This window comes from Pseudomonas sp. SP16.1 (assembly GCF_052682975.1).
The window spans coordinates 753,800-768,619 of the sequence record NZ_JBQYFZ010000001.1; the positions used below are offsets into that span (position 1 = coordinate 753,800).

A 14,820-nucleotide genomic window follows, 5' to 3' on the forward strand; every position below is an offset into this window, starting at 1 on the left:
CAAAGAAATAACCCGAGTGCGCGGGCGAGGGCAGGGGGCGGGCAGGGTCAGGGGCGGCAGTGGAACCTGGTAGTGCGTAAAGAATGGATTACGGCTTCGGCGAAATCGCCGGATATCGCCTTGTCGCTGCGCTAGGCTGTCACATATTCTTGACGATAATTACGCCGCCCTCGTCGATTTTTCCCCGGCGGCCCATAACAAGACAGACACGAGCCTCGCCATGCGTATCAAGGTCCACTGCCAGAACCGCGTCGGCATCCTGCGCGACATCCTCAACCTGCTGGTCGACTACGGCATCAACGTCGCCCGCGGCGAAGTCGGTGGCGAGCAGGGCAACGCCATCTACCTGCACTGCCCGAACCTGATCAACCTGCAGTTCCAGTCGCTGCGGCCGAAGTTCGAGGCCATCGCCGGGGTGTTCGGCGTCAAACGCGTCGGCCTGATGCCCAGCGAGCGGCGCCACCTGGAGCTCAACGCGCTGCTCGGTGCGCTGGATTTCCCGGTGCTGTCGATCGACATGGCCGGCTCGATTGTCGCGGCCAACCGTAGCGCCGCGCAGCTGCTCGGCGTGCGCGTCGACGAGGTGCCGGGCATGGCGCTGTCGCGCTATGCCGAGGACTTCGACCTGCCCGAACTGGTGCGGGCCAACAAGGCGCGGATCAACGGCCTGCGGGTGAAGATCAAGGGTGACGTGTTCCTCGCCGACATCGCCCCGCTGCAGAACGAGCACGACGACAGCGAGGCGCTGGCCGGCGCGGTGCTCACCCTGCACCGCGCCGATCGGGTCGGCGAACGCATCTACCACGTGCGCAAGCAGGAGCTGCGTGGCTTCGACAGCATCTTCCAGAGCTCCAGAGTGATGGCTGCGGTGGTGCGCGAGGCGCGGCGCATGGCGCCGCTGGACGCGCCGCTGCTGATCGAGGGCGAGACCGGCACCGGCAAGGAGCTGCTGGCACGCGCCTGCCACCTGGCCAGCCCGCGCGGGCAGTCGCCGTTCATGGCGCTCAACTGCGCCGGCTTGCCGGAATCCATGGCCGAGACCGAGCTGTTCGGCTACGGCCCCGGCGCCTTCGAGGGCGCGCGCCCGGAAGGCAAGCTCGGCCTGCTCGAGCTGACCGCCGGCGGCACGCTATTTCTCGACGGCGTCGGCGAGATGAGCCCGCGCCTGCAGGCCAAGCTGCTGCGCTTTCTGCAGGACGGCTGCTTTCGCCGCGTCGGCAGCGACGAGGAGGTGTACCTGGATGTACGGGTGATCTGCGCCACCCAGGTCGACCTGTCCGAGCTGTGCGCCCGCGGCGAGTTCCGCCAGGACCTCTATCACCGCCTCAACGTGCTTTCCCTGCATATCCCGCCGCTGCGCGAATGCCTCGACGGCCTGGCGCCTTTGGTCGAGCACTTCCTCGACTCGGCCAGCCGGCAGATCGGCTGCGCGCTGCCCAAGCTGGCGCCGGCGGTGCTGGACAAACTCGCCCACTACCACTGGCCGGGTAATGTGCGCCAGCTGGAGAACGTGTTGTTTCAGGCGGTGTCGCTGTGCGACGGCGGCACGGTCAAGGCCGAGCACATCCGCCTGCCGGATTACGGCGCGCCGCAGCCCTTGGGCGAGTTCTCGGTGGAAGGCAGCCTCGACGACATCCTCGGCCGCTTCGAGAAGGCGGTGCTGGAGCGGCTGTACCGCGACCACCCGAGCAGCCGCCAGCTAGGCAAGCGCCTCGGCGTGTCGCACACCACCATCGCCAACAAGCTGCGCCAGCACGGCCTGGGCAAGGAATAGGCGGCCGTGGTGCCCGACCCGTTGCCGCCTCTGCGAGACGGGTTCGCGCGCGCCGCGCTGCAGCTCATTGCCACGTTGCCTTCGGCGGCAACCCGCTAGGGAAACTCTGAAATAGCCTTCATTCCCGCGCAGGCGGGACAGCAGCTTTATCGCTGAACAGCGCTTGCGCTGGCCCGAAGGGGAATAATCCACAACCTGCGTAGTCCCTGGGCTCCCGCCTTCGCGGGAGTGACGATAGATGGCTTCTTCAGAACTTCCCTAGTGCTGCCACTGCTGCCTGACGACCTGCCAGTGCTGGTCATCGAGCCATTCGTCGGCCATGGGGAAGAAGATGTTCTCTTCGCTGTCCATGTGGTCGTGGTAGTGACGCAGGTAGTCCTCGACGACGCTGGCGATCTCCTCCGGCGTATGGCCGGACTGCTCCAGCGCCGCGAGCTGGCCGGCGATGCGCGCGAAGCCCTGGTGGTCGCGTTCGATCTCCAGCACGCGCTGGTGCAGCGGGGCGCGGGTCGCCAGCAGTTGCAGGCGGATCAGTTCTTCGTTGCGGTGGTGGCGGGCCTCCGCGTCGCCGTGCAGCGAGGCCAGCAGCTCGAACAGTTCGCGCCGCCCGGCGTCGTCGCAGCTACCGTCCTTGAAGCGTGCGAGCAGCTTGCGGAGCTGCGCGATGGAGGTGCAAAGGTCGTGGTGATAGCTGTGAAGCTCCTCGAGCAAGGGGTGCATGGCGGCCAACCTCATCGATCAGGGCGCGGGTGCCTTCTATAAAGCTTAGGTCAGTCGGCGAGTGGGCTGCAGATGGCCGATAAAGGGCGCAGCGGTCAGTGCCAGGTCGACAGGGCTTCCCAGGAGCGGAACTTGTCGCCGGGAATCGGCTGGCTGATGGAGAAGCCCTGGGCGATGTCGCAGCCGAAGTCGCCCAGGCGGTTCAGGGTCTCCTGGTTCTCCACGCCCTCGGCGACCACTTCGAGGTCGAGGTTGTGCGCCAGTTCGACGATCGAGCGGACGATCTTCGCCGAATCGTCGTCGTCGCTGAGCATGCGGGTGACGAAGGACTGGTCGATCTTCAGCGAATCCACCGGCAACTTCTGCAGGTAGGCCAGCGAGGAATAGCCGGTGCCGAAGTCGTCGATGCTCAGGCGGGTATCCAGGCTCTTGAGCTGGCGCAGGGTCTCCAGCGCCGCCACAGGGTCTTCCATCAGCGCGCTCTCGGTAAGCTCGAACTCGATCCAGCCCGGCTGCGCACCCCAGGTGGCGAAGGCGCCGCGAATGCGTTCGAGCAGCTTGGGATCGCGCAGGTCGCGCGCCGACAGGTTGATCGATATCGGCCGTTCGTCGCCTTCCTCGTGCCAGGCGTAGCGCTGGCCCAGTGCGGCGTCGAGTACCCAGTAGGTCAGCGGGGTGATCACCCCGCTGCTCTCGGCCAGCTTGATGAACTCGTTGGGCGGCAGCAGGCCGTGCTGCGGGTGCTGCCAGCGCACCAGGGCCTCGCTGCCGCACACCCGGTTGGTGGCGATCTGCAGCTTCGGCTGGTAGTAGAGCAGCAGCTGGTTGCCGTCGATCGCCCGGCGCAGGTCGCTCATCAGTGTCCGGTGCAAGGCGCAGTCGCGGTCCAGGTCGCCCTGGAACAGCGCATGGCCGTCGCCGTTGCGCTGGGCCTGGTCGCGGGCGCTGCCGGCGCGTCGCAGCAGGACGTCGGCGACGGTGCCATGGCCGGGGTAGAGGGCGATACCGATATGGGCCCGGGCATCGAGCAGCATCCCGGAAAGCTCGATCGGCTCGTACAGCGCCACGAGGATCTTCTGCGCCAGTTGCGTGGCCTGTTCGGCGCCGCCGCTGGGCATCAGCACCGCGTAGTCGCTCTCGCCGATGCGCGCCACCGGGTTGCCCGCACCCGCCGCCTGCACCAGTCGCTCGGCGATGGCCTGTTGCAGGCGGTCGCCTTCGCGGTTGCCGAGGGTCTCGTAGACCTCGTGGTTGTGCCCGACCTGCAGTTGCAGCACGCCGAGCGCGCGGTGTTCCAGCTTGGCGCTGGCGATCGCTTCGTCCAGCAGCTCGCACAGGCGCAGGCGGTTGGGCAGGCCGGTCAGGGTGTCGAAATAGGCCATGCGCCGGATGGTGGCCTCCGCCTGCCGCGCCCGCTCGCGGGTGCGCAGGGCGCTGATGCCGAAGCCCAGGTCGTTGGCGGTGGCCAGCAGCAGCTCGACCTCCTGCGTGTCGAAGGCGTCGGCCTCGGCGGCCATGATCGTCAGCATGCCGATCAGCGCGCCTTCGACGCGTAGCGGCAGCACGATGGCCGACGCATAGCCGCGCTCGCACGCCTCCTCGCGCAGCGGTGCCTCGGGATCGTTGAGGATGTCGCGCGTCACGAAGGGTTGCCCGGTTTCGAGCATCGTTTCCACCACGTGGATGAAGGGTTGCGCCGCGTCACTGGTCGCCCAGGTCTCGCCGATCTCGAGAAAGCCGGCGTCGAGGCCTCGGCGGGCCACCGGGCGGTAGGCTGGGGTGCCGTTCTCCTGGCGGTAGTCGACCCAGGCCAGGCGATAGCCGCAGTCCTCCACCAGCACGCGGCAGACTTCCTCGAGCAGGGCCGGCTCGTCATCGGCGTGGAGCAGCGCATGGTTGACCGCAAGGCGGGTCGACAGGGCGCGGTTGAGGCGCTGGATCTCCAGCTCCGCCTGGGCGCGGCGGGCCTTGATGCGCAGCGACTGGATGCCGAATGCCAGGTCTTCGGCGGCCTCGCCGAGCAGCTCCAGTTCCTCGTCGCCGAACGCATCGGGCTCCGGTGCACCGATGCCGATGGCGCCGAAGATTGTCCCCTCGACCCGCAGCGGCAGCGACAGGATCGAGGCGATGCGGTGGGCGGTGGCGCCTTCGCGCCAGGGGGCGGTGTTCGGGTCGGTCTGGACGTTGCGCGCCAGGCTCGGTTGCCCGGTACGGATCGCCGTCCCCGACGGACCGTGGCCGCGCTCGTTGTCGGCCCAGGAGATGTTCAGCGACTCGACGTAGGCCCGGTCGACCCCGGCATGGGCCACCGGGGTGACCGTTCTCGCCGCATCCTGTTCGGCACGGCCGACCCAGGCCAGGCTGTAGGCGCATTCGTCGACTATCACCCGGCAGATGTCCTGCAGCAGGGTCGCCTCGTCCTCGGCGCGCAACAGTGCCCGGTTGCACCCGCTCAGCGTGCGCAAGGCGCGGGCGAGCCGGTGTTCCTGGCTGGCGCAGCGGCGGGCTGACATGGTTCGCCTCCAAGTCTTACAAGGCTTGAGTGGAGTATAGAGCCGAGCCGCCCGCAGGGGTTACGGGCAGCGCTGCCTCGAGCGACGAAAGCGCAGTCGCCTCAGAGCAGCCCCGTTATCAGGCGCCCGAGCACTTCCATCGCCTGTTCGCTGCGCGCATCCCAGGGATGGCCGTAGTTGAGCCGCGCGCAGTGGCCGAAGCCCTGGCTGGCGGAGAAGATCGGCCCCGGCGCCAGGCTGATGCCCTGCGCCAGGGCCAGGCGCAGCAGGCGCAGGGAATCCAGCCGCTCGGGGAATTCGAACCAGAGAAAATAGCCGCCGGCGGGGCGGGTGACCCGTGTGCTGGCAGGAAAGTGCCGCGCCGCCGAGGCGAGCATGGCGCCCTGCTGCATCTCCAGGGCGTGGCGCAGCCGGCGCAGGTGGCGGTCGTAGCCGCCGTGCTGCAGGTAGTCGGCGATGGCCGCCTGGGCCGGCACCGAGGGCGAGATGGTGGTCATCAGCTTGAGCCGGGCGATCTGCTCGGCGTAGCGCCCGCCGGCCACCCAGCCGACCCGGTAGCCTGGCGCCAGGCTCTTGGAAAACGAGCCGCAGTGCATCACCAGGCCTTCGCGGTCGAAGCTCTTCACCGGCTTGGGCGGCTGGCTGGCGAAGTACAGCTCGGCGTAGACATCGTCCTCGATCAGCGGTACCTGGTGCTTTACCAGCAGCTCATACAGCGCCTGCTTCTTCGCCTCGCTCATGCTCGCGCCGAGCGGGTTCTGCAGGCTGCTCATGAACCAGCAGGCCTTGATCGGCAGGCGCTGCAGGCTCTCGGCCAGCGCCGCCAGGTCGATGCCTTCGCGCGGGTGCACGGGGATTTCCACCGCCTTGAGCTTGAGTCGTTCCAGCACCTGCAGGCAGGCGTAGAAGGTCGGCGACTCGATGGCCACCAGGTCGCCCGGTTGGGTCACGCACTGCAGGCAGAGGTTGAGCGCCTCCATGGCGCCGTTGCTGATCACCAGCTCCTCCATCGGCAGCATCACCCCGCTGACCATGTAGCGCAGGGCGATCTGCCGGCGCAGGTCGGGGTTGCCGGCGGTCATGTCGGCGATCACCTCGTGCGGCGAGAGCATGCGCAGGGCATGCGCCATGCTCTTGGCCAGGCGCTGCAGGGGGAACAGGTCGGGGCTGGGGAAGGCCGAGCCGAAGGGCACGGTGTGCGGATCCTTCAGCGAGGCGAGTACGGAGAACACCAGCTCGCTGACGTCGACCTCGGTGGTCTGCGCGGCGTGGGCGGCGGGCTCGGGTTCGTGCAGCGGGCGCTTGGCGTGCTCGCGGACGAAGTAGCCGGAACGTGCGCGGGCCTGAATCAGGCCGCGATCCTCCAGCAGGTAGTAGGCCTGGAACACGGTGGACGGGCTGACTCCGTAGGTGCGGCTGGCGTGGCGCACCGAGGGCACCTTCTCGCCGGGGCCGAGCACGCCGCTGCGGATCAGCTCGGCGATCTCGTCGGCGAATTTCTCGTAGCGTTTCATCCTGTCCTGGTTCACCGGCGCAAAGGGTACGGACGAGCACTTTACGGGCAGAAGGGCAGACATGGCAGTGCCTCGTGAAGGGGGACGTATCTCGGTTGTGGCAACCGTAGCCCGGATGCAATCCGGGGGCGGACATCGAATCGCCCCGTATTGCATCCGCGCTACGACGCCAGTGGCCCATTCCCCGCGGGGCGCGGCTCCTCACGGATATGACAGCACCTGTAGGAGCCCCGCCTCGGGGCGAAGCGCTAGCGCAGCGGCGCGAGGAAAGTGCTCCTGGTGCTCACGTAGCTCTGCGAATCGGCCTGGTCACGCACCTCGAAGCGGACGGTTTGCGGCCCAGCGCCGTTGCTCGTGGTCGTCAGCGCAACGCTTACCGGCAGATCGCGAATCTCCCCCGGCGCCAGCTTCAGCGTACTCGGGCCGTGCAGTTCGAAATCGCCGGGCTCGACCAGGGCGATGGCGTAGCTGCGCGCCTGCTGGGTCTTGTTGATGATCTTCAGGCTGTAGATGTTCTCGACCTGGCCGGCGGCGTTTTCGCGGAACAGGCCGCGGTCGCGGGTCACGTCCAGGGAGATCAGCGGGCGCTCGGCCAGGGCCCAGGCGAAGGCGCCGATCATCAGCGCCAACATCGCCGCGTAGCCGGCCAGGTTGGGCCGCAGCCAGCGGGTCTTGCCGCCGGCCAGCTCGCGCTCGGAGCCGTAGCGCACCAGGCCGCGGGCATAGCCGAGCTTGTCCATCACGCTGTCGCAGGCGTCGATGCAGGCGCCGCAGCCGATGCATTCCAGTTGCAGGCCATCGCGGATGTCGATGCCGGTGGGGCAGACCTGCACGCACAGGGTGCAATCGACGCAGTCGCCCAGGCCCTCGGCCTTGTAGTCGGCGTCCTTGCGCCGCGGACCACGGTTTTCGCCGCGGGCGGCATCGTAGGAAATGATCAGGGTGTCGCGGTCGAACATCACGCTCTGGAAGCGCGAGTAGGGGCACATGTCGCGGCACACCTTCTCGCGCAGCCAGCCGGCGTTGATATAGGTGGCGGCGGTGAAGAACAGCACCCAGAAGGCCGTGGTGGCGCCGACTTCGAAGGTTGCCAGGTCTACCGTCAACTGACGGATCGGGGTGAAGTAGCCGACGAAGGCCAGCGCGGTGACCAGGCTCACCGCCAGCCACAGGCCATGCTTGGCGCTGCGGCGCAGGATTTTCTGCAGCGACCAGGGCGCGGCGTCGAGCTTGATGCGCTGACCACGGTCGCCCTCGGTGATCTGTTCCACGCGCATGAAGACCCAGGTCCACACGCTCTGCGGGCAGGCATAGCCGCACCAGACGCGGCCGGCCAGCACGGTGATGAAGAACAGGCCGAAGGCGGCGATGATCAGGATCGCCGAGAGCAGGATGAAGTCCTGCGGCCAGAAGGTCGCGCCGAAGATATGGAACTGGCGGTTGTCCAGATCCCAGAGCACGGCCTGGCGACCGTTCCAGTCGAGCCAGGCGGTGCCGAAGAACAGCAGAAACAGCATGCCGGCGCCGAGCAGGCGCAGGTTGCGAAAGCGCCCGCTGAAGCTGCGGGTGTGGATCGGGCCACCGGCCTGGGCCGGGGTCAGGCGGATGGGCTTGGCAGCATCGATGCTCTCGACGGCCCGCACGGGAATCAGCTCAGTCATGGTGTTGCCCTCGTCAGGCGTTAATCAGGCTGGCGCCATGATCGGGGCGGGGCTGTTTGCAAAACAGACTCAGGTTTTCGATAAAAAAGCGGATCAGATGTGGCCGATGATGCCAGCGGAAAACTCCTGCTGCGCCTCAAGGCCACGCCGTCTCTGGCACCTTTGGCTTTAGCCGGAACGGCCAAAACATCGGTCTGCGACATCGCGCCGCGCCAATCAGCGCTCGGTGCCGGCCACTCCTGCGCATATCTGATCCGCTTTTCTAAGGCTTTTCTGCAGCTGTTTTCGGTGCACGCCCGGCAGGCATAGTCGACGCCCGTGATCAGGAGGTATGCCTGCATGTACCAATACGACGATTATGACCGCGCGCTGGTGCGCGAGCGCGTCGCCCAGTTCCGCGACCAGATTCAGCGGCGCCTGGCCGGCGAACTGAGCGAGGAGGAGTTCCTGCCGCTACGCCTGCAGAACGGCCTGTACCTGCAGAAGCACGCCTACATGCTGCGCGTGGCGATTCCCTACGGCACCCTGTCGGCGGCGCAGCTGCGCGCGCTGGCGCACATCGCCCGCGCGTACGACCGTGGCTACGGCCACTTCACCACGCGGCAGAACATCCAGTTCAACTGGATCGAGCTCGAACGCGTCGGCGACATCCTCGACTGGCTGGCCGCGCACGACATGCACGCGATCCAGACCTCGGGCAACTGCGTGCGCAACATCACCACCGAGGCTTTCGCCGGGGTCGCCGCCGACGAATACCTCGACCCGCGCCCGCTGGCCGAGATCCTGCGCCAATGGTCGACGGTCAACCCGGAGTTCCTGTTCCTGCCGCGCAAGTTCAAGATCGCCCTGTGCGCCGCCGCCGAGGACCGTGCGGCGATCCAGGTGCATGACATCGGTCTGCAGCTTCACCGCGACGCGGCCGACGAGTTGCGCCTGCGCGTGCTGGTCGGCGGTGGCCTGGGGCGCACGCCGATCATCGCCCAGCCACTGCGTGACGGACTGCACTGGCAGGACTGCCTGTCCTACGTCGAGGCCATCCTGCGCGTGTACAACCGCCACGGCCGGCGCGACAACAAGTACAAGGCGCGGATCAAGATCCTGGTCAAGGCGCTGGGCATCGAGGCCTTCGCCGCCGAGGTGGAGCGCGAGTGGCAGCCGATCAAGGACGGCCCGGCGCAGCTCACCGAGGACGAGTACCAGCGCGTCGCCGCGTCCTTCCACAAGCCGGCCTATGTCGAGCTGGCCGATACCGATATTGACTTCGGCACCCAACTGGCGCGCGACGACGCCTTCGCCCGCTGGGTGTCGCGCAACGTCAGGGCGCATCGGGTGCCCGGTTACGTCAGCGTGGTGCTGTCGACCAAGCCGGGCATCAGCGCGCCGCCTGGCGACGTCAGCGCCGAGCAGATGGAGGCGCTGGCCGACTGCAGCGAGCGCTACGGATTCGGCGAGATCCGCGTGGCCCACGAACAGAACCTGGTGCTGCCGGACGTGCGCAAGGCCGACCTGTATGCGCTGTGGCAAGAGATGATCGCCGCGGGCCTGGGCAGCGCCAATGCCGGCCTGCTCACCGATATCATCGCCTGCCCGGGCGGCGACTTCTGTGCGCTGGCCAACGCCAAGTCGATCCCCATTGCCCAGGCCATCCAGCAGCGCTTCGACGACCTCGACTACCTGCACGACCTGGGCGAGCTGAGCCTGAACATCTCCGGCTGCATGAACGCCTGCGGCCATCACCATATCGGCAACGTCGGCATCCTCGGCGTCGACAAGAACGGCAGCGAGTGGTACCAGCTGACCCTCGGCGGCAGCCAGGGAGCCAACGCGGCGCTGGGCAAGGTGATCGGCCCGGCCTTCGCCGCCGAGCAGGTGCCCGACGTGATCGAGCGCATCGTGCACACCTACGTCGATTACCGCGAGGTGAACGAAGGCTTTCTCGACACCTTCCAGCGCATCGGCCTGGAGCCGTTCAAGGAGCGCGTCTACGCCCGGGAGGCGGTGGCATGAACAATCTGATTCGGCTGGTCGAGGGGAGGGCCTGCATCGTCACTGACGACCCCTGGCAACTGGGTGCTGAAAGTGCCGGCGCGGCGCCGCAGATTCTGCCGTTGGCCGCCTGGCGCGAGCGGCAGCCGGCCGAGGTGCTGGAGGGCAGGGCGATGAGTGCCGATGGCCTGCTGTTGCAGGTGGACGACGAGCCGGAGGCACTGCAGCCGTTTCTCGCCAGCCTGCCGCTGATCGCCATCGACTTTCCCAGCTTCCGCGACGGCCGCGGCTACAGCCAGGCCTACCTGCTGCGCACCCGTCTGGGCTGGCGCGGCGAGCTGCGCGCGGTGGGCGAGGTGCTGCGCGATCAGCTGGCGCATATGCGCCAGTGCGGTTTCGATGCCTTTGCGGTGCGTGGCGACAAGTCGGTGGTCGATGCGCTCAAGGGCCTGGATGGTTTGAGCGTGCTCTACGGGCGCTCGGCCATCGAGCCGCGGCCGCTGTTTCGCCGGGGGCGTGGCTGAAGGCGCAATCGGACTCGGTGGAGCGGTGCGCTCGGCGGCTCAGCGCGGAAACTGCGCGCCCATCCGCGTGCTGATCGCCTCCGCCACCTCCAGCAGGCGCCGCGCCGCCTCCCCGTCGCTTTCGGCCATAAAGCCCGGGGCCGCGCCGACCACGGTGATGACCCCGGCCAGGCGCTGGCCGCCGGCGAACAGCGGTGCCGACAGCGCGTTGACCCCGGCCATCAACGAGCCGTGCACCGCCTGGATATGGTTGCGTTGCAGCTCGCTCATGGTCGCCGCCAGGGCCGCCGGCGAAGGCGCCGCCGGCAGCCGCAATTCTTCCTCGCGCAGCGCCGCGGTCTCGGCATCCGGCAGGAAGGCGTTGCACACCAGACCGGTGGACGAGTTCAGCAGCGGCAGCACCGAGCCGACCTGGGTGACCAGGGTGACCGCGCGGATCGCCTGCTCGACATGCACCACCGCCGGGCCGCGATTGCCCCAGACCGCGAGAAAACAGGTCTCGTTCAGCTCGTCGCGCAGTTGCGCCAGGTAGGGGGTCGCCAGCTTGACCACGTCCAGCCGGCCGAGCGCTGCCAGGCCGACGAACAGCGCGGCGGGGCCCAGGCCATAGTAGTTGGTCTGCGCATCCTGCTCGGCGAAGCCGCTGGCGATCAGTGCCTGCAGATAACGATGGACCTTGCTCGCGGGCATGCCGAGGTGTTCGGCCAGGCGCGACAGCGAGGTGGCCGGGGCCAGCTCGGCGAGCCCGGTGAGGATGTCGGTGCCGACTTCGGCCGCCTGCACCTTCTGGCGCCGGGGGGCGGTGGCCGGGTTGCTGTCTGTCATGAATGGGCTGCCGCTGGGGAAAGGCGCTTTTTATAGCTTGACGCCCCCTTGAGTTCAAATTACTTTTTGCGTAAACGAGTTACGCAAAGTGAGGCGGTCATGCAATCACCACAACAAGCGATCGAAATCGGGTACCTCAGCGGCTTCGGCAACGAATTCAGCAGCGAGGCCCTGCCGGGGGCGCTGCCGGTCGGCCAGAACTCGCCGCAGAAGGTGCCTTACGGGCTCTATGCCGAGCTGCTCTCCGGCACCGCCTTCACCGTGCCGCGCGCCGAGGCACGGCGCACCTGGCTGTATCGCATCCGCCCTTCGGCCTGCCATGGCCAGTACCGCCGGCTGGAGCGCCAGCTCGATGCCCAGCTCGGCCCGGTCACACCCAATCGGCTGCGCTGGAACCCGCTGCCGCATGCCGGAGACGCCACCGATTTTCTCGACGGCCTGACCTGCCTGGCCGCCAACGCCGAGCCGAACCAGCCGGCGGGCGCGAGCCTCTATACCTACGCGGCGAACCAATCGATGCAGCGGGTGTTCTTCGACGCCGACGGCGAGCTGCTGATCGTGCCGCAGCAGGGCGCGCTGCGCCTGGTCACCGAGCTGGGCGTGCTGGACGTGACGCCGCTGGAGATCGCGGTGATTCCGCGCGGCATGCGTTTTCGCGTCGAACTGCTGGAAGCTACGGCCCGTGGCTACGTGTGCGAGAACCACGGCTGCGCGCTGCGCCTGCCGGACCTCGGGCCGATCGGCAGCAACGGCCTGGCCAATCCGCGCGATTTCCTGACGCCCGTCGCGCGTTACGAGGATCGCGACGAGCCGGTTCAGCAGGTGCAGAAATTCCTCGGCGAACTCTGGGCGACCGAGCTCGACCATTCGCCACTGGACGTGGTCGCCTGGCACGGCAACAACGTGCCCTACAAGTACGACCTGCGCCGCTTCAACACCATCGGCACGGTCAGCTTCGACCATCCCGATCCGTCGATCTTTACCGTGCTGACCTCGCCCAGCGCGATCCACGGCATGGCCAACATCGACTTCGTGATCTTCCCGCCGCGCTGGATGGTGGCGGAGAACACCTTCCGCCCGCCGTGGTTCCACCGCAACCTGATGAACGAGTTCATGGGCCTGATCACCGGCGAATACGACGCCAAGGCCGACGGCTTCTCGCCGGGCGGCGCCTCCCTGCACAACTGCATGAGCGCGCACGGGCCGGACAACGCGACGACGGTCAAGGCCATCGAGGTCGAACTCGCGCCGCACAAGATCGACCAGACCATGGCCTTCATGTTCGAGACCGGCAGCGTGCTGCGTCCCACCGCCCGCGCCCTCGAATGCCCGCAGCTGCAGAGCGACTACGACGCCTGTTGGTCCGGCATGCGCAAGACCTTCGATGCGGAGAACCGCTGATATGACCGCTTCCAACTGCCTGCGCAGCTGGGTCGAATCGGCCAACGGCCACCCCGACTTCCCCCTGGAAAACCTGCCGCTGGGGGTGTTCAGCCGAGATGACCAGGCGCCCCAGGGCGGCGTGGCCGTCGGCGACTTCGTCCTCTCTCTGCGCAGCGCCGCCTGCGCCGGTCTGTTCCAGGGCGAGGCCGCGCTTGCCGCGCAGGCCGCCAGCGGCGCCAGCCTCAACGACTTCTTCGCGCTCGGCGCCGGCCCGCGCCGCGCGCTGCGCCAGGCCCTGCAGGTGCTGCTCGGCGAACACAGCCAGCAGCGCGAGGCCATGCAGGCGCTCGGCGAAACGCTGCTCGTGCCGATCAGTGCCTGCCGTCTGCATCTGCCGGCGCGGGTGGGCGATTACACCGATTTCTACGTCGGTATCCATCACGCCAACAACGTCGGCAAGCTGTTCCGCCCGGACAACCCGCTGCTGCCGAACTACAAGCACGTACCCATTGGCTATCACGGCCGCGCCTCGACCATCTGCGTGTCCGGCACGCCGGTGCGTCGCCCCTGTGGCCAGACCCTGGCGCCGGGCAGCGACATGCCGCAGTTCGGTCCGAGCAAGCGCCTGGACTACGAACTCGAACTGGGCATCTGGATCGGCCAGGGCAACGAGATGGGCGAGCCCATCGCCATCGAGCGGGCGGCGCAGCACGTGGCCGGCTTCTGCCTGCTCAACGACTGGTCCGCGCGCGACGTGCAGGCCTGGGAATACCAGCCGCTGGGGCCGTTTTTGTCGAAGAACTTCGCCAGCAGCGTATCGCCCTGGGTGGTCAGCGCCGAGGCGCTGCAACCCTTCGCCATGGCGCAGCCACCACGCCCGGCAGGTGACCCGCAGCCGTTGCCCTATCTGTTCGATGCGCGCGATCAGGCCGGCGGCGCGTTCGACATCGAGCTGGAAGTGCTGCTGCTTACCGCGGCCATGCGCGAGCAGGGCCTGCCGGCGCAGCGGATCGCGCTGAGCAACACCCGGCACATGTACTGGACCGTGGCGCAGATGGTGGCTCACCACAGCGTCGGCGGCTGCAAGCTGCAGCCCGGCGACCTGTTCGGTTCCGGCACCCTGTCCGGCCCGCAGCCGGATCAATTCGGCAGCCTGCTGGAAAGCACCTTCGGTGGGAAGCAGCCGATCGAACTGCATAGTGGCGAGCAGCGGACCTTCCTCGAGGACGGCGACGAGGTGATTATGCGCGCCCGTTGCCGCAAGGAAGGGCAGCCTTCGATTGGCTTCGGCGAATGCCGAGGCGTGCTGTTGCCGGCCAAGTACTAGCATCGGTCGGCGCTCGGGAATAGAGGGTGCAGTGACGGACCTGGGTCAGCTCGTGAGAGCGAGCCTTATCCTGGGCACCTATTGATGCCCCACCTGGATGTGACTACTCGATGTCACACCTGCCGAAAATGGCAGGCCCAGACAGCGCAAAGCCCCGGAATACGGGGCTCTGTGCAGTTGTTGGTGGAGCCGGGGGGATTTGAACCCCCGTCCGCCAGCTCTCCGCTATTGGTTCTACATGCTTAGCCATCTCTACTGAGTTAACTCCGCGCCGCCCGAGTGGCAGGGTGCTTGGAGCGAGCTGTATGAGTTTTAGCCGTTACGTCTACAGCGAACTTGGCGGCGATCCTGTTCTATATGACTGACCAAATCTTCGGGTTTACAGGCATCCCCTAGGGTCAGCTGGCGCCCTTAGGCGGCCAGAGCGTAGTTGTCGTCGTTGGCAACTATGAAGTTGTGGCAGCGAATTTACGAGAACTGTCACCTACTCGGCATGCCCCTCAAGTTTCGTTACCGGCGTCGAATCCTAATCGGCCCCAAAACCTTCGTGGTTACAGCTAGGACGCGAGTGTACGGCAAAGGTTCCGCAACGT

The 14,820-nt window shown here is 67.3% G+C and carries 11 protein-coding genes and 1 other RNA gene; 6 read left to right on the forward strand and 6 right to left on the reverse strand.

The genetic code is table 11. The features are described 5' to 3' along the window. Positions 1-220: 220 nt before the first annotated feature. Positions 221-1,774, forward strand: coding sequence for a sigma-54-dependent transcriptional regulator (locus ACUTAF_RS03845; RefSeq protein ID WP_445578730.1), 1,554 nt, complete (start codon positions 221-223; stop codon positions 1,772-1,774). A 258-nt stretch (positions 1,775-2,032) separates the two neighbouring features. On the opposite strand, the gene ACUTAF_RS03850 is transcribed toward ACUTAF_RS03845, so the two are convergent. The 4 genes from ACUTAF_RS03850 to ccoG form a co-directional block, all read right to left on the reverse strand. Then, the gene (locus tag ACUTAF_RS03850) at positions 2,033-2,494 is read right to left on the reverse strand and encodes a hemerythrin domain-containing protein (RefSeq protein WP_445578731.1); all 462 of its coding nucleotides are present in this window, start codon (positions 2,492-2,494) and stop codon (positions 2,033-2,035) included. Between the two features lie 95 nt (positions 2,495-2,589). Next, entirely contained in the window at positions 2,590-5,007 is a 2,418-nt protein-coding gene (locus ACUTAF_RS03855) for a bifunctional diguanylate cyclase/phosphodiesterase (RefSeq protein ID WP_445578732.1), read from the reverse strand. Positions 5,008-5,108: 101 nt separating this feature from the next. After that, a complete protein-coding gene (gene mapR, locus ACUTAF_RS03860; protein ID WP_445578733.1) occupies positions 5,109-6,521 on the reverse strand; it encodes a GntR family transcriptional regulator MpaR in 1,413 nt (470 codons plus the stop codon). A gap of 248 nt (positions 6,522-6,769) precedes the next feature. After that, a complete protein-coding gene (gene ccoG / locus ACUTAF_RS03865) occupies positions 6,770-8,182 on the reverse strand; it encodes a cytochrome c oxidase accessory protein CcoG (RefSeq protein WP_445578734.1) in 1,413 nt (470 codons plus the stop codon). 99 nt (positions 8,183-8,281) lie between these two features. Between ccoG and ACUTAF_RS03870 the strand changes: the two genes are divergently transcribed. From ACUTAF_RS03870 to ACUTAF_RS03880, 3 genes are read left to right on the forward strand one after another with little or no spacing between them, the layout of a single operon-like run. Further along, entirely contained in the window at positions 8,282-8,491 is a 210-nt protein-coding gene (locus ACUTAF_RS03870; protein WP_445578735.1) for a hypothetical protein, read from the forward strand. A 30-nt stretch (positions 8,492-8,521) separates the two neighbouring features. Beyond that, entirely contained in the window at positions 8,522-10,189 is a 1,668-nt protein-coding gene (locus ACUTAF_RS03875; RefSeq protein WP_445578736.1) for a nitrite/sulfite reductase, read from the forward strand. After that, positions 10,186-10,692 carry a DUF934 domain-containing protein gene (locus ACUTAF_RS03880; RefSeq protein WP_445578737.1) on the forward strand — a complete coding sequence of 169 codons (507 nt, stop codon included), beginning with the start codon at positions 10,186-10,188 and terminating at the stop codon, positions 10,690-10,692. The genes ACUTAF_RS03875 and ACUTAF_RS03880 overlap by 4 nt, the downstream gene beginning before the upstream one ends. Positions 10,693-10,731: 39 nt before the next feature. Here ACUTAF_RS03880 and ACUTAF_RS03885 read toward each other — a convergent pair whose 3' ends face one another. Beyond that, a complete protein-coding gene (locus ACUTAF_RS03885; protein ID WP_445578738.1) occupies positions 10,732-11,517 on the reverse strand; it encodes an IclR family transcriptional regulator in 786 nt (261 codons plus the stop codon). Positions 11,518-11,616: 99 nt separating this feature from the next. Between ACUTAF_RS03885 and hmgA the strand changes: the two genes are divergently transcribed. Both hmgA and fahA read left to right on the forward strand, forming a co-directional pair. After that, positions 11,617-12,918, forward strand: a complete 1,302-nt coding sequence (hmgA, locus tag ACUTAF_RS03890; RefSeq protein WP_445578739.1) for a homogentisate 1,2-dioxygenase — start codon at positions 11,617-11,619, stop codon at positions 12,916-12,918. Between the two features lies 1 nt (position 12,919). Then, positions 12,920-14,227 (forward strand): fumarylacetoacetase, encoded by a 1,308-nt coding sequence (fahA, locus tag ACUTAF_RS03895; RefSeq protein WP_445578740.1) that lies wholly within the window; start codon positions 12,920-12,922, stop codon positions 14,225-14,227. 181 nt (positions 14,228-14,408) lie between these two features. Here the strand turns inward: fahA and ssrA are convergent. Then, positions 14,409-14,765: a transfer-messenger RNA gene (gene ssrA, locus ACUTAF_RS03900) on the reverse strand. Positions 14,766-14,820: the final 55 nt, after the last annotated feature.